Origin of the sequence: Luteimonas aestuarii (assembly GCF_004357985.1) — a bacterium.
GTDB lineage: Bacteria > Pseudomonadota > Gammaproteobacteria > Xanthomonadales > Xanthomonadaceae > Luteimonas > Luteimonas aestuarii.
In genome coordinates this window covers 82,966-107,870 of record NZ_SMTF01000002.1, presented here as the reverse complement: position 1 = coordinate 107,870, position 24,905 = coordinate 82,966, and the positions used below count along the sequence as shown (strand labels likewise).

General features: G+C 68.5%; 17 protein-coding genes and 1 pseudogene. 10 read left to right on the top strand and 8 right to left on the bottom strand.

Annotated elements, in window-relative coordinates:
• The first annotated feature begins 49 nt into the window (after window positions 1-49).
• Together E2F46_RS02900 and E2F46_RS02895 are read left to right on the top strand one after the other, a co-directional pair.
• Window positions 50-1,411 (top strand): pectate lyase family protein, encoded by a 1,362-nt coding sequence (locus tag E2F46_RS02900; RefSeq protein WP_207949503.1) that lies wholly within the window; start codon window positions 50-52, stop codon window positions 1,409-1,411.
• Window positions 1,412-1,421: 10 nt separating this feature from the next.
• A complete protein-coding gene (locus tag E2F46_RS02895) occupies window positions 1,422-3,023 on the top strand; it encodes a carboxylesterase/lipase family protein (RefSeq protein WP_133320676.1) in 1,602 nt (533 codons plus the stop codon).
• 425 nt (window positions 3,024-3,448) lie between these two features.
• On the opposite strand, the gene E2F46_RS02890 is transcribed toward E2F46_RS02895, so the two are convergent.
• Together E2F46_RS02890 and E2F46_RS02885 are read right to left on the bottom strand one after the other, a co-directional pair.
• Window positions 3,449-4,804, bottom strand: a complete 1,356-nt coding sequence (locus E2F46_RS02890) for a pectate lyase family protein (protein WP_133320675.1) — start codon at window positions 4,802-4,804, stop codon at window positions 3,449-3,451.
• 94 nt (window positions 4,805-4,898) lie between these two features.
• Window positions 4,899-7,712 (bottom strand): TonB-dependent receptor, encoded by a 2,814-nt coding sequence (locus tag E2F46_RS02885; protein WP_133320674.1) that lies wholly within the window; start codon window positions 7,710-7,712, stop codon window positions 4,899-4,901.
• A gap of 201 nt (window positions 7,713-7,913) precedes the next feature.
• Here E2F46_RS02885 and E2F46_RS02880 point away from each other — a divergent pair, with 201 nt between their 5' ends.
• Window positions 7,914-8,942: a sugar kinase gene (locus E2F46_RS02880; RefSeq protein ID WP_133320673.1), complete on the top strand. Its 1,029-nt coding sequence runs from the start codon at window positions 7,914-7,916 to the stop codon at window positions 8,940-8,942.
• 253 nt (window positions 8,943-9,195) lie between these two features.
• Here the strand turns inward: E2F46_RS02880 and sppA are convergent, their stop codons facing one another.
• Together sppA and E2F46_RS02870 are read right to left on the bottom strand one after the other, a co-directional pair.
• Window positions 9,196-11,094 (bottom strand): signal peptide peptidase SppA, encoded by a 1,899-nt coding sequence (gene sppA, locus E2F46_RS02875; RefSeq protein WP_133320672.1) that lies wholly within the window; start codon window positions 11,092-11,094, stop codon window positions 9,196-9,198.
• 55 nt (window positions 11,095-11,149) lie between these two features.
• Entirely contained in the window at window positions 11,150-12,553 is a 1,404-nt protein-coding gene (locus E2F46_RS02870) for an MATE family efflux transporter (RefSeq protein ID WP_133320671.1), read from the bottom strand.
• A 97-nt stretch (window positions 12,554-12,650) separates the two neighbouring features.
• Between E2F46_RS02870 and E2F46_RS02865 the strand changes: the two genes are divergently transcribed.
• Both E2F46_RS02865 and E2F46_RS02860 read left to right on the top strand, forming a co-directional pair.
• Complete coding sequence (locus tag E2F46_RS02865) at window positions 12,651-13,877, top strand: DUF3667 domain-containing protein (RefSeq protein WP_165967333.1); 1,227 nt, start codon at window positions 12,651-12,653, stop codon at window positions 13,875-13,877.
• Between the two features lie 16 nt (window positions 13,878-13,893).
• On the top strand, window positions 13,894-14,196 hold the full coding sequence (locus E2F46_RS02860; RefSeq protein ID WP_133320669.1) for a DUF4286 family protein: 303 nt from the start codon (window positions 13,894-13,896) through the stop codon (window positions 14,194-14,196).
• 14 nt (window positions 14,197-14,210) lie between these two features.
• On the opposite strand, the gene E2F46_RS02855 is transcribed toward E2F46_RS02860, so the two are convergent.
• Both E2F46_RS02855 and E2F46_RS02850 read right to left on the bottom strand, forming a co-directional pair.
• Complete coding sequence (locus E2F46_RS02855) at window positions 14,211-14,774, bottom strand: DUF3106 domain-containing protein (RefSeq protein ID WP_165967332.1); 564 nt, start codon at window positions 14,772-14,774, stop codon at window positions 14,211-14,213.
• A gap of 52 nt (window positions 14,775-14,826) precedes the next feature.
• A complete protein-coding gene (locus tag E2F46_RS02850; RefSeq protein ID WP_133320667.1) occupies window positions 14,827-15,633 on the bottom strand; it encodes a sigma factor-like helix-turn-helix DNA-binding protein in 807 nt (268 codons plus the stop codon).
• A gap of 527 nt (window positions 15,634-16,160) precedes the next feature.
• Between E2F46_RS02850 and E2F46_RS02845 the strand changes: the two genes are divergently transcribed.
• On the top strand, window positions 16,161-18,341 hold the full coding sequence (locus E2F46_RS02845) for a primosomal protein N' (RefSeq protein ID WP_243720282.1): 2,181 nt from the start codon (window positions 16,161-16,163) through the stop codon (window positions 18,339-18,341).
• A gap of 6 nt (window positions 18,342-18,347) precedes the next feature.
• Here the strand turns inward: E2F46_RS02845 and E2F46_RS02840 are convergent, their stop codons facing one another.
• Complete coding sequence (locus tag E2F46_RS02840) at window positions 18,348-19,154, bottom strand: NYN domain-containing protein (protein WP_133320666.1); 807 nt, start codon at window positions 19,152-19,154, stop codon at window positions 18,348-18,350.
• Window positions 19,155-19,269: 115 nt separating this feature from the next.
• Here E2F46_RS02840 and tal point away from each other — a divergent pair, with 115 nt between their 5' ends.
• The 4 genes and pseudogenes from tal (at window position 19,270) to E2F46_RS17635 (ending at window position 23,570) form a co-directional block, all read left to right on the top strand.
• Window positions 19,270-20,217 (top strand): transaldolase, encoded by a 948-nt coding sequence (tal, locus tag E2F46_RS02835; RefSeq protein WP_133320665.1) that lies wholly within the window; start codon window positions 19,270-19,272, stop codon window positions 20,215-20,217.
• A gap of 41 nt (window positions 20,218-20,258) precedes the next feature.
• Window positions 20,259-21,530 carry an NAD(P)/FAD-dependent oxidoreductase gene (locus E2F46_RS02830; RefSeq protein ID WP_243720281.1) on the top strand — a complete coding sequence of 424 codons (1,272 nt, stop codon included), beginning with the start codon at window positions 20,259-20,261 and terminating at the stop codon, window positions 21,528-21,530.
• A 623-nt stretch (window positions 21,531-22,153) separates the two neighbouring features.
• Complete coding sequence (zupT, locus tag E2F46_RS02825; protein WP_133320664.1) at window positions 22,154-22,963, top strand: zinc transporter ZupT; 810 nt, start codon at window positions 22,154-22,156, stop codon at window positions 22,961-22,963.
• A pseudogene (locus tag E2F46_RS17635) lies at window positions 22,905-23,570 on the top strand (histidine phosphatase family protein). The gene zupT and the pseudogene E2F46_RS17635 overlap by 59 nt, the downstream one beginning before the upstream one ends.
• A gap of 142 nt (window positions 23,571-23,712) precedes the next feature.
• On the opposite strand, the gene rpoH reads toward E2F46_RS17635, so the two are convergent.
• Entirely contained in the window at window positions 23,713-24,591 is an 879-nt protein-coding gene (rpoH, locus tag E2F46_RS02815) for an RNA polymerase sigma factor RpoH (protein WP_133320663.1), read from the bottom strand.
• Window positions 24,592-24,905 lie beyond the last annotated feature (314 nt).

The following is a 24,905-nucleotide window of genomic DNA, read 5'->3' as shown; positions in this document are numbered from 1 at the left end:
AAATGCCCTTCCGGGTCCACGCCGCAGCCCGGATCCCAGGAGTTTCGCCATGCCATCCACGCGCACCATCCCCACCCCCCGACCCCTCGCCTGGCTGGCCGCGCTGGCCGCCTGCCTGCTGCTCGCCACGCTGCCGGCCACTGCCGGCCAGTCGGCCGACGCATCCCAAGCCCTCGCCTTCCCCGGCGCACAGGGTTGGGCTGCACACACCCCTGGCGGACGCGGTGGGCAGATCCTGCGCGTGACCACGCTGGCGGCCGACGGCCCAGGCTCGTTCCGCGCGGCGCTGGAGGCCAAGGGGCCGCGGATCGTGGTGTTCGAGGTGGGCGGCGTGATCGACCTCGGCATGCAGGAACTGCGCATCACCGAGCCCTACCTCACCATCGCCGGCCAGACCGCGCCGCATCCCGGCGTGACCCTCATCAAGGGCGGGCTGATCATCGCCACCCACGACGTGGTGGTGCGCCACATCCGCATCCGTCCGGGCGATGGCGGCATGCCGAAATGGTCGGGCGACATCGACGCCATCTCCACCGTGCGCGGGGCGCGCAACGTCATCGTCGACCACTGCTCGCTGACCTGGGCCACCGACGAGAACCTGTCCGCCTCCAGCACGCGTTTCCATGGCGAGAACGAGGCCGAGTGGATGGAGAATGCGTCGCACAGCATCACCTACAGCAACAACATCATCGCCGAGGGGCTGGCGCATTCCACCCACCCCAAGGGCGAGCACTCCAAGGGCTCGCTGATCCACGACCACGTCAACCGCATCCTGCTGGTCGGCAACCTGTACGCACACAATTACGAGCGCAGCCCGCTGTTCAAGGGCGGCGCGCGCGGGCAGGTGATCAACAACCTGATCTACAACCCCGGCCAGCGCGCGATCCACTACAACCTGATCGCCGAGGAATGGATCGGCCACGAGTATTCGCGTGGCGAGATGGTGGTGCGCGGCAACGTGATGCGCGCAGGCATGTCGACCGAACCGCTGGCGCTGTTCATGGTGGGCGGCTCGGGCGACGTCGACCTCTACCTGGACGACAATCTCGCGGTCGACCGCATCGGCAATGCCGAAATCCCAGAGGTGGGCCGCTACACCACCGCGCCAGTCGCGCTGGATCGCCACGCGCGCACGCCGGCGTTGCCGTTCGGCGTGCACCTGCTGCCGTCGGCGCAGGTGCAGGACGCGGTGATCGAGCGCGTCGGCGCCACGCCGTGGAACCGCGACCTGGTCGACCGGCGCATCGTCGCCGACGTGATCGAAGGCCGCGGCTGGATCATCGACAGCCAGGACGAGGTGGGCGGCTATCCGCAATACGAAGCCAGCCGGAAGCCGTTCGTCGAGGCCGAATGGGACCTCGACACCATGGAGCCCATCGGCGGCCATTCCCGCGGCGAGCCCTTGCGCTGAGCCTGCGCCGATGACCACGCGCCGGCGGTTCCTGCAACACGCGTCGTTGGCGCTGGGCGCGGCTACGATGCCGGTCGCGGCGTCGGCCACGCCCACAGCTGCTCAGGCATCGCCGCTGGCACGCGTGCGCGGCGGGCGCATCGCCGGCACGCGCGCGGATGGCATCCACGCCTTCCGCGGCATTCCCTATGGCGCCGATACGGCGCCGCGACGCTTCCTGCCGGCATTGCGCGAGCCCACGTGGCGCGGCGTCCGTGACGCGATCGCCTACGGCATGTCCGCGCCGCAGGCCGGCAGCGAAGGTCCGGGCAGCGAGGACTGCCTGTTCCTCAACATCTGGACACCGGCGCTGCACGATGGCCGCAAGCGTCCGGTACTGGTCTACATCCACGGCGGCGGCTACAACACCGGTTCCGGCAGCGACCCGCTCTACGACGGCACCCGGCTGTGCCAGCGCGGCGACGTGGTGGTGGTCACGGTCAACCATCGCCTCAACGCATTCGGCTACCTGTCGCTGGGCGGTATCGCCGGACCTGACTACGCGGCGTCCGGTAACGTCGGACAGCTCGACCTGGTGCAGGCGCTGCAGTGGGTGCGCGAACATGCCGCCGAGTTCGGCGGCGACGCCGACAATGTCACCGTGTTCGGGCAATCCGGCGGTGGCGCCAAGATCGCCACGCTGATGGCCATGCCGGCGGCGCGCGGATTGTTCCACCGGGCGTGGACCATGAGCGGCCAGCAGGTCACGGCCGCGGGCCCGCGCGCCGCCGATGGCCGGGCGCGCCTCTACCTCGATGCACTGGGCATCGCACCCGGCGACATCGCGCGCCTGCACCGCCTGCCGATCGACGTCATGCTCGACGCCCTGTCGACGCGGGACCCGTCACGGGTGGAGGACACCGCGCTGTACTTCGGTCCGGTCATGGACGGCCACCTCTTGCCGCGCCATCCGTTCTGGCCGGACGCGCCGCCGCAGTCGGCCGGCATCCCCATGGTCATCGGCAATACCCGCGACGAGACGCGCGCGTTCCTCGGCAACGACCCGGCGAACTTCGCGCTGACCTGGCGCACGCTGCCGGCGGCACTGCGCCTGCATCAGTACGTGGACATCGATCCCGACCTGGTGGTTGCCGGCTACCGCGACCTGTATCCCGACGCCACGCCGAGCGAGATGTTCTTCGCCGCCACCACCGCCGGGCGTTCCTGGCGGGGCGCGGTGGAAGAGTTGGAAGCCCGGGCCCGCGACGGGCGCGGCAACACCTGGGCCTACCAGCTCGACTGGTACCCGCGCGACGTGGCGGACGGCGACAAGATGCGCGCCTTCCACACCCTCGACATCCCGCTGGTGTTCGACAACATCGCGCAGCCCGGTTCGCGCACCGGCGGTTCGATGCAGGCGCAGCAGGTGGCCGATGCAATGGCCGACGCCCTGCTCGCCTTCGCGCGCCATGGCGATCCGCGATGCGATGCGACCCCGGCATGGGCGCCGTACACGCTGCCGCGTCGCGAGACGCTGGTGTTCGCCGATACGCCGCGCATGGAAGACGATCCCCGCGGCGGCGAACGACGCCTGTACCAGCGCGTGCCATTCGTCCAGCGCGGAACAATCTGAGATCCGCCAGGCCAACGGCCTCGGCGCTGCTGCAGGTCGCGCGTGGGCAAAACGTGCCCCTTCCGAGCGGGAAAGACGCCGACGACGGACGCGCAGGTCCGATGCCACCGCAAGTCGCGGCCCGATATCCGCTTGGTTGCGATGGCATCGGACCTGCGCCGGACAGGCCATCGCGAATTCGACAAAGAGCGAAACGGCGCTCTCATTCCCGCTCCGTCCCGTCGTCCCGATACGGGGAGCCGCCTGCCGGGGCGCGCCGGCCGAGCGGTTATCGGCCCGTGATTCGGCGCGGCCCGGCGGGCACTCTCGACGCACCCAACCTTCGGAGAGGAAAAGAAGGGCCCTCGCGGGCCCTTGGAGGACGTCATCGATGCGTGCGGCTCTCCGCGGCCGCTCGCGCAAAAGTTCCATCGCGGACTGCACGGTCAGTCGAAAGGTCCTGCGCCGCGCCGCACGCTGGACGGCACCTTCGACGCCGGGAACACCCGGCCGTGCAGCCATGGCGTCCAGTCGACGGTGCCGTCGAGCACGTTGCCGTTCGCGGCGTTGAACGCGGCGACCACGTCGACCACGTTGCGCGCGCCAAGCCCGTTGAACAGCGTGCCGGTGGCGCGGATGCGCTGGCCGTTGAAGCGCTCGATCAGCAGGTCCGGCGTGATCGCCGGATGCACCTGGAAGTGGTTCTCCTCGGCGTAGATCTGCGACTCGATGCCTACGCCCCAGCTGTAGCCATAGCGCCCGGCGCCAGTGGCGTCGACCACGTAGGCGTTGTTGTAGAGATGCACCCGGCCGTACCGCACGCGCGGCACGCGCTGGCCGAGGTTCTCGAACAGGTTGTTGTGCAGGGTCAGCCGCAGCTTGCCACGGTCCGCGGTGGCGCCATCGGACGATCCGACCAGCATCGCCTTGTCATGGTTGCTGAAATGGTTCCAGGAGATGGTGACCAGGTCGGATTCGTTGGTCACGTCCAGCAGGCCGTCGTGCACCTGGTAGAGGCGGCCGAAGTACGTGGGCAGCGTGTCGTCCGAGGTCGCCACGTCGGCAAAGCGGTTGTGGTCGATCCAGACATGGGTGGAATTGCGGATCGAGATGGTGTCGTACAGCGAGTTCCAGTTGCCCAGCGCGCCGTCGTTCGGCGCCCATTGCGGGAAGCAGTCGAACGTGTCCTCGAAGTTGAGGTTGCGGATGATGATGTTCATCGGCACGTTGCCGCTGGTGGTGCCGGGTCGGATGTCGAACCAGGCGCCGCGCACGGTGGCATTGCCGCCGACGCCGACGATGGTGGTATTGGCCGGGATGCGGATGCGGACGCGCGACTGCTGTGCCGATGCCGACGCGGCGCGGGCGCGCTCCAGCGGTCCGCTGGGATTCACCCGTCCCCAGGTCTGCGGGTCGTAGGCCGCGAGGAACCCTTCCAGCGAGTAGAGCGTCCCCGTCTCGGGATCGGGCCGGTGGTAGTCCTCGCAGGCCAGCGGCTGGTTGTTCGTATCGACGTTGGCATCAAGACTGCCCTCGATCTCCACGATCTTCGGAGTCGCATCCGGATAGGCCAGCGCGGCAACCAGCTCGTTGCGGTTGCGCACGCGATGCACGCGCTGCGGTGCGGCCGCGGAACCGCCCGTGGTCCCGAAGGGCAATGCCTCGGTCGGCAGCGAGGCCCAGCCGTCGCCGGCGGGCAGGACCTGGCGGCCCAGGTCGGCGGTCGGCTTGGCCGCCATGCAGGGCGCGGAGATTGCCGCCATTGCGAAGGCGACGGACAGCAGGCGCTTGCGATGCGTCATCGATCTCTCCCGAAACGGGACATTCCCTGTCAGGATTGCGCGGCGATGCCGCGCGGGAAGGCGACACGGCGTGCGCCGTGCCGCCGGTGGCGCGTCAGAACCGGTAGCGCAGGCCCAGCAGGTACTGGCGGCCGACCACGCTGGATTCAAGCGGCAGTTGCAGCGAGGGATTGGCCACGTATGACTCGAGCTGTTCGTTGGTCAGGTTGCTGCCCTCGAGGCTGACTTCGAACTGCTCGTTGATCTTCCAGCGGACCGAGGCATCCACGAATGTCGTGCCGCTCTGGCCGTGCACGCCTTGCGCCGCACTGTTGAAGCCGGCCTCGGTACCCGGCACCTGGATCAGGTAATCGGAACGGCTGGTGGCGGACACGCGGCCCGAGAAGCGCTGGCCTTCGTAGAACAGCGTCGCATTCCAGGACGTATTCGACAGCCCGGTCAGGTCTTCCTTCTGCGCGAGCGAGCCATCGGACAGCAGGTACTGCACCTGCGAGTCAACCCAGGTGTAGTTCAACTGCACGCCGAAATCGCGCCAGAACCCGGGCAGGAAGGTCAAGGGCTGGGTGTAGTTGAACTCGAAACCCTTGAGTGGGCCACCCGGGGTATTCAGCGGCACGGTGAACACGAATTCGTCGGTCGGGCTTGCGCCGTCCGGAAGCAGGCTGACCGGCAGGCCGGTATCGGCGAACACCCGCGTCTCGCGCGTGTTCTGGATCAGCGTGTCGATGTCCTTGTAGAACAGGCCCAGGCCCAGCATCGCTCCCTCATCGAAGTACCACTCGAAGCCCAGGTCGGCGGTCTTGGCGCGGATCGGATCGAGCAACGGATTGCCGCCGGTGATGGTGCGGGCACTGCCACTCACGTTCACGGTCAGACCCGGCGTCAAGCTGCCCAGTCCTGGACGTGCCATCACCTTCGCCGCGCCGAAACGGATCAGGAAGTCGGGGGCGACTTCCGCGACGAGGTTCATGGACGGCAACGTGTCGCTGTACTCACGACTGAAGGTGATCGGCCCGGTGGTACCGACGCCGAACGAGGTCTGCTTGGTCTTGACGTGGCGTACGCCGAAGTTGCCTGAGAACGGGATGGAGCCCAGGTCCACGTCGAACTCGCCCATGACGTAGCCACTGCGGTTCTTCTCCTCGACCCAGCGCTGGCTCTGCGGGAAGTTGTCCAGGGCGAAGCTGCCGGTCGCAGCGGCGCCGTTGGCGCTGTTGACGCCAGTGAAACTGCCCCCACCGAAGACATCGAACAGGTTGGCGATGCCGTTGAAGTTGGGGATCACCCACGTGCCGGGCGAGCCGGCCAGGTTGCGCAAGCGCGCGAGCTCGGTCTGGTCGGCCGGCATCGCCGTACCACCACCCGAGAACGTGGGCACGATGGTTTCCGCGCCGCGGCGACGGAACTCGAGCGAATCAAACCCGTATTGCTTCGCCTGCACCCCACCCTTGAGCGTGAACGACGGGCCGAGGATCCATGCGAAATCCAGCTGCCCGGTCTTGTAGTCGTTGGTGACGTAGTTCTCGCGCAGGCGGATGACCGACAGGTTCCAGCCGGCCGGATCGGTCGGGTCGAAGCCATAGTCGAACACCGGCTTGTAGGGATCGCCGCGGTAGTCGTAGCTGTATCCGTCGACGTCCAGCTTGTCCATCATGATCGTCGCCTGCACCGGATTGCTGTGCTTCGACTCCGACATGCCAACCCTGCCGGACAAGGTGAAGTTGTCCGTGAACCGGTGCTTGCCTTCGAAGCCGAACTGGTGGAACTCGGTGTCCCACTCGTCGTAGCGGTGTTCGGCGCGGATGTCGATGTCGTTGAACACGCCGTACACCAGCGCGCCGTTCTCGACCACGCCATCCATCACCAGCACCTGCGGCTTGCCCAGCGCACCGGTCTTGCTGAGGCCGTTGGCCTCGATGTACTTCTCGCGACGCGTGGCATCGATCTTCGAGTACAGCGCGTCGATGACGAACTCGGTACGGTCGGTCGGCTTGAATTGCAGCGAACCGGTCACGCCAAGGCGTTCCTGGTTGTGTTCCATCAGCGTGTAGCGCGGAAACCGCGGCGCATACACGTTCGATGCCAGCGCCGGCTGGAATGGCGATGCCGGGTTGAAGCCACCGTTGGTGGTGCCGCCGGACCAGCGCACGGTGCCGGTGCCTTCCTCGAGCGTCTCGCGCTCGGAATACGCCAGCGAAAACAGCGCGCCCACCTTGCCATCGGCCCAGCTGTTGGCGACCAGGCCCGCGAAGCGCGGCGTGGTGCTGCCGGCGGCATCACTATGGCTGGCCTGCAGGCTGGCCGCCGCGGTGAAGCCGTCGTAGTCGAACGGGCGCGCGGTGCGCAGGTCCACGGTCGCCCCCAGCGAGCCTTCGTCGACATCGGCCGACGGCGTCTTGCGCACGATCAACTGCGAGAACAGGTCGGCCGCAAACACGTTGAAATCGAAACTGCGGCCACGATTGGTGCCGCCCTGGCCATCGCTGCTGCCGACCGAACTCAGCGCCTCGAGCCCGTTCAACCGTACCCGCGTGAAGTCCGGCCCAAGGCCGCGTACCGAAATGTTGCGCCCCTCGCCCGCGTCGCGCGTGATGACCACGCCCGGGACGCGCTGCAACGATTCGGCGAGGTTGAGATCGGGGAACTTGCCGATGTCCTCCGCCACCACCGCATCCACCACGCCCTTCTCGGCACGCTTGATGTCCAGCGCCTGCTCGAGGCTTGCGCGATAACCCGTCACGGTGACCGTGCCCAGCGTCCCCGCATCGGAGGTGCTGGCGGACTGCGACTCGGCCGCTTCATCGACTTCCTGCGCCAACGCCGGGAACGCCTGCGCCTGGAGCGCGAAGGCGATCGACAGCGCGAGCAAGGTAACCGGTGTCTTTTTTGCGGAACTGACGAACTGCATGACATCCCCTCCTCATGGAGCCAGATCGCATCTGGGTGCGATTCTTGACTGGAATTGTGTGCTTGCTATGGTGTCGCCGCGGCCAAAATGACACCGCTGGTCAAAACCCTACCAAATGCTCGGGCACAAGGCATGCTGCGGCGCAAAACAGCCCGCTGCGCGCTTGCCCGATGATGACACCCAATGCTCCGGACGCCGCCCATGACCCCTCGCATCACCTGTTTCGGCGAATTGCTGCTGCGCCTGGCCGCCCCTGGCCGCGAGCTGCTGCTGCAATCCCCGCGCCTGGACGTGCACATCGGCGGCGCGGAGGCCAATGTCGCGGTGTCGCTGGCGCGTTTCGGCCATGGCGTGCGCATGCTGGGCACGGTCGCCGACAACGCCCTGGGCGCGGCCGCCGCGGCCGAGCTCCGTCGCCACGGCGTCGACACGCGACACCTGCGGACCGCGCCGGGGCGCATGGGCCTGTACTTCCTGGCCACCGGCGCCGGGCTGCGGCCGAGCGAGGTGCTGTACGACCGCGCCGGCTCCGCCTTCGCCGAGGCCTCCGCCGAGGCCTACGACTGGCCGGGGCTGCTGGCAGGCGCGGCCTGGCTGCATGTGTCCGGGGTGACGCCTGCGCTGGGCGCGGCGACCGCGCGTGCCGCCACCCAGGCTGTGCAGGTCGCACAGGCGGCCGGCATGCAGGTGTCGTTCGACGGCAACTTCCGTCCGAAATTGTGGGCTGCCTGGGATGGCGACCCGTCGAACATCCTCAAGCCGATCCTCGGCGGCGCGTCCATCGCGTTCGCCGACCATCGCGACATCGATGTCGTGCTTGGCCCGCGCAGCGACGACGCTGGCGAGGCTACGCACGCCGAACGATTCGCGGCTGCCGCTGCACGCGCATTCGACGCGTTCCCGCGGCTGCAGCGCATCGCCTGTACCGTGCGCACGCAGGACACCGTGGACCACCACGCGCTGGGCGCATTGATGGCCACCCGCCGCGGCGGACTGCACCGCGTGGAGGATCGCGCCCTGCCGGGCATCGTAGACCGCATCGGTGGCGGCGACGCCTTCGCCGCCGGCGTGCTGCACGGCCTTGCCAGCGGCTGGGACGACGACGCCAGCCTGCGCTTCGGCCACGCCGCGGCTTGCCTCAAGCACGCCGTGCCGGGCGATTTCAATCTCGTTGGCAGCGACGACGTGATGGCCCTGGTCGACGGCGGGCGGCTGGACGTCAAGCGCTAGGGCAACCGCCGACGTTCGAGCCTGCCGAATGCAGTGGCTGCGTGGAAGCGCATGTGTCGCGCAGCGACACCCTATCCTCGGGATGCACTGCGCGATGATGAACCTGCCCGCCACCGCCCTCGCGACGATCGCGGCAACCGTGACGTGAGCCAGGCTGATGACCGGACGGCGGCACCAGACGGTGAAGGCCGGGCAACAAAAAAGCCCGGGAATCCCGGGCTTTCCTTCGGCAGCGCGTCGCGTGCAGCGCGGATCAGAAGCCGCAGAAGCAATACGCCAGCGCCTTGACCTGCGCGCCCGGCGCCGGTGCCAGTACGCGCTCCAGCATCTGCAGGTCCTGCGTGGCGTTCGGCATCGCACGCGCCAGCAGCACCTGCGCCAGCGCCGAGTCGCCGCCCAGCAGCGACATGCCCAGCCGGCTTTGTGCGAAGCCGCCGAACCAGCGCGAGAACGGCGTGGACGGGCTGGATTCGATGTAGCGCACTCGCCAGCTGCCGGCATCGCCCAGGTCGGCACGCGCCGCGGCATCGGCCACGGCGGCGCGGATGCCACCGAACTCATCCACCAGCCCGCGCTCCTTCGCCTGCGCGCCAGTCCAAACGCGACCGCGTGCGACTTCGTCGATCTGCTCAACGGTGCGCTCGCGGCCCTGCGCCACCTTGCCGGTGAAGTCGCGGTAGCCCTTGTCGATCACCGACTGCACGATCTGTCCCAGCTCGGGCGTCAGCGGGCGCGACACGTCGAACACGCCAGCCATGGGCGTGGTGCCGACGCCATCGGTGCGCACGCCGATCTTCTCCAGCGCGCGCGGGAACGTCGGCACCAGGCCGAAGATGCCGATCGACCCGGTGATCGTGGATTCATCGGCATAGATGCGGTCGGCATCCATGCTGATCCAGTAGCCGCCGGACGCGGCGACGTTGGCGAACGACACCACCACCGGCTTGCCGGCGTCCTTCAGGCCCAGCACCTCGCGGCGGATCTGTTCGGACGCGAACACCTCGCCACCCGGCGAATCCACGCGCAGCACCACCGCCTGGACGTTGTCGTCGTCACGCGCCTCGCGCAGCAGCGCGGCGGTCGATTCGCCGCCCACCGCGCCGGCCGGCTGCGTGCCGCCCATGATCGCGCCCTGCGCCACCACCACCGCCACCTGCGGGCGCGGGTCGGCCGCGGCCGGCATCGCGCTGCCCACGCGCCTGAGGTAGTCGGCATAGGCCACCTGGCGGAAGCCGCCGTCGGCGTCCTCGTCCACGGTGCCGCGCTCGGCCATCAGGTCCTGCACCTGCTCGAAGGTCATCAGGCCGTCGACGAGCTTCTGCTGCATCGCGTACTGCGCCAGGTCGCCATTGGCCGCGACGATACCGTTTGCGGCGTCGTTGATGCTGGCGTTCAAGGCAGCCGGTTCCAGGCTGCGGCGCGCGGCGATGTCGGCGACGAAGCGCTGCCACACGTCGTTCATCCAGAACAGGTCGGCTTCCTTGGCCTCGGGCGAGGCGGCGTCTAGGATGTAAGGTTCTGCCGCGGACTTGTACTCACCCACCTTGAACAGGTGGATGTCCACGCCCAGCTTGTCCTGCAGGCCTTCGCGGTAGTACTGGCGATGGTTGGCCAGGCCTTCCAGCAGCACGCCGCCTTCCGGGTCGATGTAGACCTCGTCGGCCTGCGCCGCCAGCAGGTACTGCGCCTGCGTGAAGTACTCGCCGAACGCGACGACCTGCTTGCCCTCGGCACGCAGTTCGGCGATGGCGTCGGCTACTTCGCGGATCGAGGCATAGCCGGAGAACGCCATGCGGTCCACGCGCAGCAGCACGCGGTCGATGTTGTCGTCGTCCTTCGCCGCCGCCAGCACCGCCAGCAGGTCGCGCAACTGGACCTGCGACGGTTCGCGGCCCATCGCGGTCTCCAGCGAACGGGTGAAACTGTCGGTGCTGAACTGTTCCACCAGTTGCGCCTGCGGCGCGATCACCAGGGCCGTGCCCTGCTTGACCGCGACCGGTGCGCTGCGGCTGCCGAACACCACCACCAGCAACAACAGCAGCAACAGGAAGAACAGCAGGTTCAGCACCAGGCGACGGACGAAATTCATGCCGTCCCAGATGCCGATCATCGTGCGGGCGATCGGGCCGCGTCGTTGCGGGGTCGTGCTCATGTACGGAAAACTCCTCGATTCATGTCGACAGCCTAACCGGCGCCGCGTTGGTTTTTCATGCGCCGTTGGTCACCCGGACCGGCGGCGCATCCACCGGCGGTCCCACCAGCGCCTCGCGCCGGCTGCTGCGCAGGAAGCGCCGGGCCATCAGCACCGCCGCCACCGTCAGCCCGGCGATCAGCCCCAGCCACATGCCCTTCGGACCCCAGCCCAGCCACAGGCCCAGCCCGGCCCCCAGCGGCATGCCGATGCCCCAGTAGGCGAAGGCGGCGATGAACATCGGCACCCGGGTGTCCTTCAGCCCGCGCAGGGCGCCGGCGGACAGCACCTGGATGCCGTCGGGGAACTGGAACGCCGCGGCGAACAGCAGCAGCGTCGCCGCCAGCGACGCCACCGCCACGTCGCGGGTGTAGACGCCCACCACGTGGTCGTGGCCGAGCAGCAGCAGGGTGGCCGACAGAGCCTGCGTCGCCAGCACGATCGCCAGGCCGGCGAACGCGGCGCGACGCACGCCCTCGGACCCGCGCCCCGTGCCCACCGCATGGCCGACGCGCACGGTGGTGGCCTCGGCCACGCCGAACGGGATCATGAAGCACAGGCTGGCGACGTTGATCGCGATCTGGTGCGCGGCCGCCGGCACTTCGCCCAGCCGTCCGATCAGCAGCGCGGTGACGATGAACAGCCCGCCCTCCATCGCCACGGTCACGCCGATCGGCAGGCCGGTGCGCAGCAGCCTGTGGATCGGTGGCCACTGCGGCCGGTCGAAGCGCGCGAACAGTTCGAGGTGCGCGAACCGCTTCGCGCGCCAGAGGTACAGCGCGAACCCGATCGCCTGCAGCCACATCATGATCGCCGAGGCCAGGCCAAGCCCCGCCGCGCCCATCTCAGGCACGCCGAACATCCCGAACGCCAGCACCGTGCCCAGCGGCGCCAGCACCAGCAGGCCGCCGAAGCCGAACACCATGGTCGGCAACGTCCAGTGCATGCCGTCGCTGAGATAGCGCATGCAGAAGTACAGCGTCAGCGCCGGAACGCCCCAGCGGATGCCGTGCAGGAACCCGGTGGCCGAGGCGTGGATTTCCGGCGCGATGCCCATCGGCGCAAGCGCATGCACCGCCAGCGTCAGGAAGCCGAACAGCAGCGCGCCCAACGCCACCGACAGCCACAGCGCCTGCCGGAACAGCGGACCGATCTCGCGATGCCGCCCCGCACCCGCCAGTTGCGACACCGACGGCGGCAGTGCCATCAGCGTGCCCATCGGGATCATCATCGGCAACCAGAAGATCGCCGTACCCACCGCCACCGCGGCCAATGTATTGGTGCCATGGCGGCCTGCGATGACGCTGTCGACGAAGCCGATCAACCCGGTCGCCAGGTGACCGGCGACCAGGGGCGCGGCAAGGACGGCAGAGGCGCGCACTTCGCTGCCGAAGCGCACGGGGGCCGGAGGCGGGGACATGGGGCAGGGGCACGACTGCAGCCGCGCACCTGGAGGCGGGCGCTGGCGCCGGGTCGTGGAAGCCCGTTATTTTAGCGGTTCCGCAGCGAGGATGCCCATGCACACCACCGGCGACGCCCCCACGTCCGCGCATGAAACGTCGACGGGCCGGTCCACGACCGGTACGCGTGGCGATTGCCCCAACTGCGGCACGCCATTGCTGGGCGATCATTGCTACGCCTGCGGCCAGCCGACCAAGGGCCTGGTGCGGCATTTCTCCAGCATCGTCGGCGACTTCTTCGACAGCGTGTTCGACTACGACGCACGCACGCCGCGGACGCTCTGGCCGCTGCTGTTCAAGCCCGGCACGCTGACGCTGGAATATTTCGCGGGCCATCGCGTGCGCTACGTCAGCCCGGTGCGGCTGTTCTTCTTCCTGGCCATCGTCACCTTCTTCGTCGGCCGGCTGGTGATCAGCTTCGGCGACGGCCAGGGCGTCGCCAACTTCGGCGGCAACAGCGCCATCGAGGTCGCGCGCAGCGCCGAGGAGGTGGAGAAGGCGCGCGACGAAGCCCTGGCCGGGATCGACGCATCGCTTGCAGAGGTGGACGCCAAGCTGGCGCAGGTGGCGGATGGCGACACCTCGGCGCTGGTGGACCAGCGGATCGCGCGCAATACGCTGCGCGCGACCCGCAACGCCATCGACCGGCAGGCCGAGGAACGCCTGGCGGCCTTCCGCCAGTCGGACGAAACCGGCGGCCCACCCCCGATCCCGCGCCCCAACCGGCTCACGTTCGGCCCCGAGGACTGGGACCCGGTGACCAATCCACTGGTCATCGGCTGGCTGCCGCAGTTCGCCAACGACTGGATCAACCGGCAGGTCGGTCGCGCCGAGAAGAACGTGCAGCGCCTGCAGGACGACCCGGACCTGTTCAAGGATGCGCTGCTCGGCGCGGTGCCACCGACCTTGTTCGTGCTGCTGCCGCTGTTCGCGCTGATGCTGAAGCTGGCGTACGTGTTCAAGCGCCGGCTGTACATGGAGCACCTGATCGTCGCGCTCCACAGCCACGCGTTCCTGTGCCTGGCGATCCTGCTGATGTTCGTGTCGATGGCGCTGCGGCAGTGGCTGGCCCCGAACGCCGGCATCGGCCGCACCGTCTTCGGCATCATCGAAGTGGCGCTGTGGATCTGGATGCCGCTGTACCTGCTGCTGATGCAGAAGCGCGTGTACGGCCAGGGCTGGCCGATGACCTTGCTCAAGTATTCGGTGATCGGGTTCTGCTATTTCCTGCTGCTGGCGTTCGGTTCGGTATTCACCGTGCTGGCCAGCCTGGTGTGGATGTAGGCCAAGGGAGGCCCGGATGATCGTGTACGAGGTCAACATCGACGTGGATGCCGACATCGCCCCGGCCTACCGCGACTGGCTGCAGGCTCACGTGGCGGACATGCTGTCGCTGCCGGGATTCACCGGCGCCGAGGTGTTCGAAGTGGTGGTCTCGCCGCCCGATCCGGCGCGGCAGTCGCTGTGCGTGCACTACCGCCTGCGCGACCAGGCCGCGCTGGACGACTACCTGCGCGACCACGCCGCGCGGATGCGCGCCGACGGCGTGTCTCGCTTCGGCACCCGCTTCCGCGCCAGCCGGCGGGTGCTGCGCGCGGGCTAGCCGACCAGGTCGCGTCAGGGGTCGACGCGTCGGCGCAGCCAGGCATCACGCGACGACGGCGGTTGCGACAGCAGGTCGTTGCGCAAGGCGTCGCGCTCCTCCGGCGAGGTGCGTTGCGCCAGCACGGACAGGTCGTCGCGGCCCTGCGGCGACAGCTGCCGCAGCGCCAGCAGCAGGGCGGCATGCCCGTCATCCGGTACCTGTGCGAACAATGCGTGCAGCCGTGGCCAGTCCTCGCCCAGCGTCGGCCCCAACAGCCAGCCGCGGCGCAGGCTGGTATCCAGCGCATCGAAACGCTCGCGCAGCGACTGTTGTTCGGCCGGCGCCATGGCATCGAAGCGTGCGCGCGCCTCGCGCATGCGCATGCGCTCGTCGTGCGGCAAGGCCTGCCAGGCGTCCCAGCCCTCGCGACGGCTGCGTCGCTCGGCCTCGGGCAGCGCGTCCCAGTCGGCAATGCGCTGCAACAGCGCACGACGCGCATCCTCGTCCAGCGCGGATACGCGCTGCTGGCGTTCGACCAGGCGCGCGCGCTCGGCCTCGGGCAGGCGCTCCATCACCTCCTGCAACGCAGTTGGCATCGCCGCGGCGGCCGTGCAGGCACACAACAGCGCGACCGCCGGAAGACGCACCTCAATCCACCGCACGCAGGGCATCCGGCTGCACGTCCAACGCCGCCACCAGCCATGCGTCGAAGGCGGGATCGAGCGGCGCGGGATCTCCCTGGCCGGCATCGAGCAACTGCTCCAGGTCGCGGTGGGTCAGCAGTTCGAGGCTCTGGTCGTAGGGCGTGGGCGTGGTGGCGACGGGCGGCAAGGCTTGTGTGCGGATGCGCGGGCCATCCTCGTCGGATGACGCGAACGGGTCGGGCGCAAGCCAGGTCGCAGCCAACGCCAGCGCGGTCAACAGGGCCACCACCACGGTCGCAGGCCAGACCCAGCCGCGGCGGGCACCGGGCACAGGCGCTTGGCGTCCCGGTGCCGGACGCAACGCGCCAGGGCCCGACGACAGCGCGCGGATCCGTTCGGCCGGAACGTCACGGATCGCCTGCCCGGCCGCGTTGCCCATCGCCCGCCAGAGTTCGGCATCCAGGCGATCATCATCGGTCCGCGGCAATGCGCGCTGCAGCGCAAGCCGGTAGGTAGGGCGGGCGATGCCGAGCACGGCCGCGGCATCGGCCTCGGACAACCCGGCCACCAGCCGCAGCAGCAGCGCCGCACGGGGCCCTCCGCCCAGGCCCGCCAGCACCGCCAGGGGGCCGTCGCGCAGGCGTGGGGTGACGGCTGTGCGCAGGGCCGGCGCGGCCAGCAGCATCGTCCAGAACCGGCGCGGCCATTCCGCGAAAGGCGCCCGGCCTGCCACCGCCGCGAACCCTCGCAACGTGGCCCCCAATGCCGCGTCGCCCTGCGCCGGATCGCCACTCTGCAGTTCCGCGAACACCACGCCTCGGCGTTCAACACCGCGGAGAAAGGCAGTCAGGGCGCCATTCGAGGGAGTGGGGACGGTCAAAGCGGTATCCGGTCGCGGGGGCTGTCGGATCATAAGGCGCTCTGCGTGCCCCATCGCCCCCTTGACGGAAGGGGCTCCACTTGATCCATCCGGGTCTCGCGGGCAAGCGGTTGTGCACAGTGGTCACCGGACCGTCACATCGCAGATCGCCGCGCGGGGCACACCCTGCATGACAGCCATGTTTCACAGCCAAGTAATTGATTCGAAAGACATTGGCAGGACTGGTGCTTTTTTCGCCAAATTGCGGTTTTTACGGGACGTCATCGCTTGGAATGCGCGTGGAGCATCGTCATGCACAGGCTTATCCACAGCAGGTGTGGATAACGAAAAACTCCTTGTGTGACGGCGGTTTGCGCGCGAATCGTTCACGCGATGACAACAACCGTGCGCAAGTCGGGGCAGCGCCGCTGCAGCCCGCATCCCCGCGTTGCCGGGGCCTGGATCGCTAGACTGCGCGCGTGCCTGATCCCGCCCACCCCCTGCAGGTCGCCCTGCCGCTGCCGCTGCCGCGGCTGTTCGACTATCGCGCGACGGCGCCAACCGGGCCACAGGACATCGGCCGCCGCGTGCGCGTGCCATTCGGGCCGCGGGAACTGGTGGGCGTGGTGGCCTCGACCGATGCGCCGCAAGACGATTCGCCGGAGCTGCGCGAGATCCTCGACTGGCTCGACGACGGCCCGCTGCTGTCCGGCGAGCTGCTGGCCTCGCTGCGCTGGCTGGCGCGCTACACCCACGCGCCGCTGGGCGAGGTGCTGGCCACCGCATTGCCGGCGGCGCTGCGCCGCGGCGAACCCGTGCCCGATACCCATGCCTGGGCCTGGCGCCTGACCGAAGCCGGCGCGACCGGCTTGGCCGGCCTGCGCAACGGCAGCAAGCCACGCCGCCTGGCGAGCGTCCTGCAGGCGGGCGAACGCGACGAGGACGGACTGGACGATGCGCTGGACGACTGGCGCGCGGCCGCGCGTGCGTTGCTCAAGCGCGGCTACGCCGAACGCATCGCGGTGCCGGCCTCGCAACTCGTTCCGGCGCCACTCGCGGGGCCGGTGCCGAACCAAGAACAGCAGGCCGCGATCATCGCGCTGCGCGAGGCCGTGGGGTTCGCTCCCATGCTGCTCGATGGCGTGACCGGCAGCGGCAAGACCGAGGTCTACCTGCACGCCATCGCCGACTGCCTGGCGCGCGGCAAGCAGGCGCTGGTGCTGGTGCCCGAGATCGGCCTGACGCCGCAGCTTCTGCAGCGCTTCCGCACGCGGCTGGGCGTGCCGATCCACGTCAGCCACTCCGGGCTCAACGATGGCGAGCGCGCACGCACCTGGGCCGCTGCTTGGCGCGGCGAGGCGCGGGTGATCGTGGGCACGCGCTCGGCGGTGTTCACGCCGCTGCCGGATGGCGGCCTGGTCGTGGTCGACGAGGAACACGACGGCAGCTACAAGCAGCAGGACGGGATCCGCTACCACGCGCGCGATTTCGCACTGGTGCGCGGCAAGGCACTCGGCATCCCGGTGCTGCTGGGCAGCGCCACGCCCTCGCTGGAAACCCTGCACAACGCCGCCAGCGCGCGCTATGGCTACCTGCGGCTGTCGCAACGCGCCGGCGATGCGCGCCCGCCCGCGGTGCGCGTGGTGGACGTGCGCAAGCGGCCGCTCGACGCCGGCCTGTCGGCGCAGATGCGCGACGCGATCCGCAGCGCGCTGGATGCGGGCGGACAGGTGCTGGTGTTCAAGAACCGCCGCGGCTACGCGCCGGTGCTGCTGTGCCACGACTGCGGCTGGAGCGCGCAATGCCCACGCTGCGATTCGCCCATGACCGTGCACGCGCACGGCCGCCGCCTGCAGTGCCACCACTGCGGGCACCGCAAGCCCTCGCCGCCGGCCTGCCCGGATTGCGCCAGCCTCGCACTGCAGCCGCAGGGCAACGGCACCGAGCGCATCGAGGCGATGCTGGCGGAACAATTCACCGACGTGCCGGTGCTGCGCATCGATCGCGGCAGCACGCAGCGCAAGGATGCGCTTGAAACGTTGCTGGGCGAACTGGGCGCCAGCCCCGGCATCCTGGTCGGCACGCAGATGCTGGCCAAGGGCCACGACCTGCCCAACCTCACCCTGGTCTGCGTGGTCGGCATCGACGAAGGCCTGTTCTCCGCCGATTTCCGATCGCACGAAAAGCTCGCGCAACTGCTGATCCAGGTCGCCGGCCGCGCCGGTCGCGCGCAGCGCGCGGGCGAAGTGCTGCTGCAGACGCACCATCCCGAGCATCCGCTGCTGGCGACCCTGATCGAAGGCGGCTACCACGCCTTCGCCGAAGCCGAACTGCCACTGCGCGAAGCCGCCGGGTTCCCGCCGTTCGCGCACCTCGCGCTGTTGCGCGCCGAGGCCAAGCACGCCGATCCGCCGATGGCGTTTTTGCAGGCCGCGCGCCGCGCCGTGCACGATGCGTCCGACCGCGTGGACATCAACGGCCCGATGCCGGCACCCATGCCGCGCCGCGCCGGCATGCACCGCGCCCAACTCGCGCTGTCCGCCGCCACCCGCCGCGACCTGCACCACGCCCTCGACCATGCCGTGCCGGCGCTGCACGCCCTGCCCGAGTCACGCAAGGTGCGCTGGTCGCTGGATGTGGATCCGCTGGATCTGTACTGAATAGCCTTACCCGGCTTTCTTCGCGACTTTCCTGGCTGGTTTCGGCTTCGCCGGGGGCTTCGGTGGCTTGGGCCGGATGTAGATGGTCTTGCCGTCCTTCTTCTGCTCGAACAGGTCGATCGCCGCAACGAGACCGCTGAGCTTGGCATAGCCGTGGTTGCGGGCATCGAACGAAGCCTGGTTTCCGATCTGCGACCCCACCGCGGAAAGATTGGCCCAGCCATCGTCGCCCTCTGCCGCGGCTGACACCGCGCTGCGCAGCATCTGCACCAGGCGCGCGTCCTGGCGCAATTGCGCACCGCTCTTGCGTACCGGTGGTGCATCCTGGCTGCCGGCGGCGGCATCCGGATGGGCGTCCGTGTCCGCCGCGGCATCGCGCCCCAAGGCCTCGACATAGGTAAATCGCGAACACGCATTGACGAAAGGCATCGGCGTCTTCTTCTCGCCGAAGCCATAGACCTTCACCCCTTCGGTCAACAGGCGCATCACCAGCGGGGTGAAGTCGGCATCGCTGGAGACGATGGCGAAGCCGTCGAGGTTGCCTGCATACAGCAGGTCCATCGCGTCGATCACCATCGCCATGTCCGAGGCGTTCTTGCCGCTGGAATACGCGAACTGCTGGATCGGGCGGATCGCGTATTCGTGCAGTACCGCTTCCCAGGACTTGATGTGCGGGCTCTTCCAGTTGCCGTAGGCGCGGCGCACGTTGGCCACGCCATGCCGCGCGACCTCGTTGAGGATGGCATCGATCTTCGCCGCCGGTGCGTTGTCCGCGTCGATCAGCAGCGCGATCCGCTTCTCGATCTCGATCATGCCTGCCTCCAGTCCCGGTGATGCGCGCAGGGTAGCGCGTTCCGCCGACCGCGCTCACTGCACGCCCCCGGTGGATGCGCGACAATGACCGTCCCCACCCACACGCGACCCGCACATGGCCACCCAGCTCGAACAGCTCCGCAGCCTGTCCGCCGTCGTCGCCGACACCGGCGACATCGATGCCATCGCCCGCTTCCGGCCGATGGATGCCACCACCAACCCCTCGCTGCTGCTCAAGGCGGCCTCGCTGCCGGCCTATGCCAGCCATATCGACGCCTCGCTGGCGAACGCGAGCGGCCTTGGCGACGCGCGCGTGGCCGATGCCTGCGACCGGCTGGCGGTGGCGATCGGTGGCGAGATCCTCAAGCTGATCCCGGGCCGCGTCTCCACCGAAGTGGATGCGCGCCTGAGCTTCGACACGCAGGCCACGATCGACAAGGCGCATCGTCTCGTCGCGCTGTACGACGATGCCGGCATCGGCACCGACCGCCTGCTGATCAAGATCGCCTCCACCTGGGAAGGCATCCGCGCCGCCGAACAGCTCGAGCGCGAAGGCATCCACTGCAACCTGACGCTACTGTTCTCGTTCGCGCAGGCGGTGGCCTGCGCCGAGGCCGGCGTGTACCTGATCTCGCCCTTCGTCGGCCGCATCCTCGACTGGCACCTTGCCAACGGCGCCGACAAACCCGCCACGCCGCAGGACGATCCGGGCGTGCAGTCGGTGCAACGCATCTGGAGCTACTACAAGCACCACCACTACGACACCGTGGTGATGGGCGCGAGCTTCCGCAACCCGGCGCAGGTGCTGGCACTGGCCGGCTGCGACCGGTTGACCATCTCGCCCGACCTGCTGGAGGCGCTGGAGGCGTCCGATGCCCCGGTGGAACGCATGCTGGTCGACAACGGCGGACGCACCGCGCCGCCGGCGCCGATCACCGAAGCACGGTTCCGCTGGGACCACAACGAGGACGCCATGGCCACCGACAAGCTGGCCGACGGCATCCGCAAGTTCGCGGCCGACCAACGCAAGCTGGAAGCGCTGGTCGCGGCGCGCATCGGCTAGCGCCGAGGCGGCACCCGCCATGAGCGACGGCAGACCCTGACGTGGACGATACCCGCCCACACGTCGTGATCGTCGGCGGTGGTTTCGCCGGCCTGTGGGCGGTGCGCGCGCTCAAGTCCGCACCGGTTCGGATCACCCTGGTCGACCGCGGCAACCACCACCTGTTCCAGCCGCTGCTGTACCAGGTCGCCACTGCCGGACTGTCCGCGCCCGACATCGCCGCACCGCTGCGGCAGATCCTGCGCCGGCAGAAGAACGTGGTGGTGCGGATGGCGACCGTGTCCACCATCGATGCCGACGCCAAGACGCTTGAACTGGACTGCGACGGCGGCAACGAGACGCTTGCCTTCGATTACCTGCTGCTCGCCACCGGCGCCACCCACGCCTATTTCGGCAACGAGCGCTGGGCCGCGCATGCCCCCGGCCTGAAAACGCTGGACGATGCGCTCGACCTCCGCCGCAAGCTGCTGCTGGCCTTCGAGCGCGCCGAATCGGAAACCGATCCCGATGCGCGCGACGCCTGGCTCAGCTTCGGCATCATCGGCGGTGGCCCGACCGGCGTGGAGCTCGCCGGCACGCTTGCGGAAATCGCGCGACACACGCTGCAGGGCGAGTTTCGCAACATCGATCCATCCCGTGCTCGCGTGCGGTTGATCGAGGCGGGGCCGCGGGTGCTGGCGTCGTTCCCCGAGGACCTGTCGGAGAAGGCACGCAAGCAGCTGGAACGCCTGGGCGTGGAAGTCAGCACCGGCACGCCGGTCAAGGACATCACCGCCGACGGCTACCGGCTGGGCGAGACCTTCGTGCCGGCGAAGACCATCGTGTGGGCCGCAGGTGTCTCGGCCTCGCCGCTGGGCGAATGCCTGGGCGTGCCGCTGGACAAGGCTGGCCGCGTGCCAGTCGAACCCGACCTGACGGTGCCCGGCCATCCCGACATCTTCGTCGCCGGCGACCTTGCCACGCTCAAGCAGGCCAATGGCAAACCCGTCCCCGGCGTGGCCCCCGCGGCCAAGCAGATGGGCAAGCACGTGGCGAAGGCGATCCGAGCGCGGCTCAAGGGCGTCGGCATCGCGCCGTTCCGCTATCGCGACTTCGGCAACCTCGCCACCATCGGCCGCATGGCCGCGGTGGTGGACCTGGGCGCGTGGAAGTTCTCGGGCATCGTGGCCTGGTGGTTCTGGCTGCTGGCCCACCTGTTCTTCCTGATCGGCTTCCGCAACCGCAGCGTGGTGCTGCTGAACTGGTCGGTCGCGTACTGGACCCACCAGCGCGCCGCGCGGATCATCCTGGGCGGCGACGACACGCGCTGTTGACGCGGCGGTCGGCATGTCGACGCCTATCGCTCGTCATCCCGGCGAAGGCGCACCACTGTCCGGAAGCAAGGAACGCCGTGACACGGAACCGACACCTCGATCCACGCCATCCCGGCTTCGCTGGCCCTTACCCCAACCCCCGCTCCGCGCCCCGGCCCGTGCCAGCGGCACGGGCGCTGCAGCGCACGCGCGCCAATGGCGCGCAAACCGTGCGCTGTCGCCCCGGAGGGAGAGGGGCTTCTTGTTCCTTCTCCCTCCGGGGTGAAGGGGGGGCTGCTTGCGAGCCATTGGCTCGCGCCCCAACGCCCTGCGCGCTGCGCAGGGCCGGGGCGCAGAGCGAGGTGCCCGAAGGGCGGATGAGCGCCGGCGAAGCCGCAATGGTTGCCGTCGCCATGCAACCGGCGTGCCGGAAATCGAATCCCGGATTGGCTGGCTTCGCGATTCGTCCTTGATCCATAGGCGCATCCCGCACCCTCACAAGAATTTCCCCGGACAGTCGTGCGCCTTCGCAGGAAGGACCAGGAGTGAGCATCTCTGCTGCCAGAGGCGGTACACCCCGGGCACCTGCCTTCGGCTAGGATGTCGCGTCCGCCCGGTGGGCGCACTCCGGAGCGCCCGACCGCATGACCGACATCGCGATGCACAACTGGTGGATCGCACTGGCCGTCACCACGGCCGCAGGTCTTGCCACGGGTTTCGGCAGCTTGCTGGTGCTGTTCGCCAAGGCGCCCAATGCCCGCCTGCTGGCCTTCGGACTCGCCTTCGCGGGCGGCGCGATGGTGTACGTGTCGCTGGGCGAAATCCTCAACAAGTCGATCCTGTCGTTCTCCGAGGCGTACGGCGGCCAGGCCGGATTCACCTGGGGCACGCTGTCGTTCCTGGCCGGCGTGCTGCTGATCGTGACCATCGACCGGCTGGTGCCCAATCCGCACGAACGGCTGGAAGTGGACGACCCCTACTTCCGCCAGCACAACCGCGACTACGTGAAGCGCGTCGGCCTGCTGACCGCCGTGGCGATCACCGCGCACAATTTCCCCGAAGGTTTGGCGACGTTCTTCGCCACGCTTGACGACCCGACCGTCGGCATGCCGCTGGCCTTCGCCATCGCCATCCACAACATCCCCGAAGGCATCGCCATCGCGGTGCCGGTGTACTACGCCACCAACAACAAGCTGTACGCGTTCGTCGCCTGCCTGCTGTCGGGACTGGCCGAACCGGTCGGCGCATTGATCGGTTACGCGGTGCTGCGGCCGTTCCTGTCCGACGCGGTCTTCGGCGCAGTGTTCGGCGTGATCGCGGGCGTGATGGTGTTCCTGGCGCTGGACGAACTGCTGCCCGCCGCCAAGCGCTACGCCAAGGGCCACGAAACCGTGTATGGCCTCGTTTCCGGCATGGGCGTGCTGGCGATCAGCCTGGTGCTGTTCAAGTGGTGACCGCGCGTTGGCCGTCGTGAAGCTGTTCCTTGTCCGCCACGGCGAAACCCGGTTCAACGCAGAGCATCGCTACCTCGGCGCGCTGGATCCAGCGCTGAACTCGAGGGGTCTGGAGCAGGCAAAGGCGCTGCACTCGACGTTGCCCGCCCATCTCGATGCGATCGTCTGTTCACCACTCCTGCGCGCACGCCAGACCGCGACGATCCTTGGCGAAGAGTGAAGTCTTGTTCCCGTGGTCATCGACGCGTTCCGGGAACGGAACGTCGGCGTCTTCGAAGGACTTGCACAGGAAGAGGCCCAAGCCCGCTTTCCTGACCTCTGGGCTCAGGACATCACCCGGCAGTGGCACTCGGCTCCGCCGGAAGGGGAAACGATTGATGAAGTATTCAATCGAGTCACGAAAGGGCTTGGCGATGTGTACGCGGCGAACGAGGGCAAAGTCGTCGCACTTGTCGCGCATGGCTTTGTCGCGAAAGTGGCCCGTGCAATCTGTCGGGCCGACGTTCAGGACTTCTTCGAATGGCAGCTTGCCAATGGAACTGCCTGCGAGCTCACCCTGACGGCCGACAGCGCATCCAAGCCGATGTCGCTTCGCGACACGGGTTGACGCCAGTCATCAACCGCCCCTCGTCGGGAAATCCCTTGCATCCGACGACGCGACCGACGGCCATGCTGGGCGTGGAACACTTCCGCAAAACGAGACGGCCCGCTTTCGCGGGCCGTCCGGTTGCATCATGGCCGTGCGTGGATCAGGCCGCGAACAGCGCCTTCATCTTCTTCAGCGCGTTCGCTTCCACCTGGCGGATGCGCTCGGCGGACACGCCGTACTCGTCGGCCAGTTCCTGCAGCGTGACCTTGCTGTCGTCGTCCAGCCAGCGGCGCGCAATGATGTCGCGCGAACGTGCATCCAGCTTCGCCAACCCTGCACGCAGCAGTTCCAGCTGGTCGGTTTCGCTGTCGTTGCGTTCGTAGGCCTGCGCCGGATCCTCGTCGCGGGCCATCAGGTAGGCGGCCGGCGACGGCGGGGCATGGTCGTCGTCCTCGTCGGACGGCGCGTCGAAGCCGATGTCGCGTCCCGACAGGCGCGACTCCATTTCCAGCACCTCGCGCTCGGACACGTTGAGGTCGGCGGCGACGGCGCGCACTTCCTCGGCATTCAACCAGCCCAGGCGCGTCTTGCTCTTGCGCAGGTTGAAGAACAGCTTGCGCTGCGCCTTGGTGGTGGCCACCTTCACGATGCGCCAGTTCTTGAGGATGAACTCGTGCATCTCGGCGCGGATCCAGTGCACCGCGAAGCTGACCAGGCGCACGCCCACGTCGGGGTCGAAGCGCTTGACCGCCTTCATCAGGCCGATGTTGCCTTCCTGGATCAGGTCGCCCAGCGGCAGGCCGTAGCCGTTGTAACCACGGGCCACGTGGACCACGAAGCGCAGGTGCGAGTGCACCAGTTCGCGCGCGGCATCGAGGTCCTCGTCATCGCGGAAGCGACGCGCGAGCGCCTGCTCGTCCTCGACGGACAGCACCGGGATCTGGTGGACCGCACCGATGTACGCCTCGAGCGAACCGAGGGCACTCGGGACGGGGAGGTTGTTGGCAACCAGGGGGTAGGCAACGGCATTCGTGGTCATGGCGGTGATCTTAGCAGTGTGCGTATCCGACTGCTAACCGTGCCAGAAGTTCCCCAGCGTTCTGCTGATGGAACCAACGGCCACGGTTTCGCCGGCAGGTGCCAAGAGGGTAAGGGTTGCACGACCGTCAGCATTCCTGCACGCGAGGCTCGGCCAATCGTCGATAAAATGGCAGAAAATACTTTCAAAATCAACGACTTCAGACGATACATCAGGCATGGCCCTGCGCGCGGACCTCGGACCCTACAACATATGGCCAGGTCACACACTGACCCTGCGTCCGCAGACGGCACGCCAGGGCGCTGGCCATCCTG

Bases quoted from the DNA above. Each gene is read 5' to 3' on its own strand.
- E2F46_RS02900 (WP_207949503.1), top strand. From the start codon at position 50: ATGCCATCCACGCGCACCATCCCCACCCCCCGACCCCTCGCCTGGCTG.
- E2F46_RS02895 (WP_133320676.1), top strand. From the start codon at position 1,422: ATGACCACGCGCCGGCGGTTCCTGCAACACGCGTCGTTGGCGCTGGGC.
- E2F46_RS02890 (WP_133320675.1), bottom strand. From the start codon at position 4,804: ATGACGCATCGCAAGCGCCTGCTGTCCGTCGCCTTCGCAATGGCGGCA.
- E2F46_RS02885 (WP_133320674.1), bottom strand. From the start codon at position 7,712: ATGCAGTTCGTCAGTTCCGCAAAAAAGACACCGGTTACCTTGCTCGCG.
- E2F46_RS02880 (WP_133320673.1), top strand. From the start codon at position 7,914: ATGACCCCTCGCATCACCTGTTTCGGCGAATTGCTGCTGCGCCTGGCC.
- sppA (WP_133320672.1), bottom strand. From the start codon at position 11,094: ATGAGCACGACCCCGCAACGACGCGGCCCGATCGCCCGCACGATGATC.
- E2F46_RS02870 (WP_133320671.1), bottom strand. From the start codon at position 12,553: ATGTCCCCGCCTCCGGCCCCCGTGCGCTTCGGCAGCGAAGTGCGCGCC.
- E2F46_RS02865 (WP_165967333.1), top strand. From the start codon at position 12,651: ATGCACACCACCGGCGACGCCCCCACGTCCGCGCATGAAACGTCGACG.
- E2F46_RS02860 (WP_133320669.1), top strand. From the start codon at position 13,894: ATGATCGTGTACGAGGTCAACATCGACGTGGATGCCGACATCGCCCCG.
- E2F46_RS02855 (WP_165967332.1), bottom strand. From the start codon at position 14,774: ATGCCAACTGCGTTGCAGGAGGTGATGGAGCGCCTGCCCGAGGCCGAG.
- E2F46_RS02840 (WP_133320666.1), bottom strand. From the start codon at position 19,154: ATGATCGAGATCGAGAAGCGGATCGCGCTGCTGATCGACGCGGACAAC.
- tal (WP_133320665.1), top strand. From the start codon at position 19,270: ATGGCCACCCAGCTCGAACAGCTCCGCAGCCTGTCCGCCGTCGTCGCC.
- zupT (WP_133320664.1), top strand. From the start codon at position 22,154: ATGACCGACATCGCGATGCACAACTGGTGGATCGCACTGGCCGTCACC.
- rpoH (WP_133320663.1), bottom strand. From the start codon at position 24,591: ATGACCACGAATGCCGTTGCCTACCCCCTGGTTGCCAACAACCTCCCC.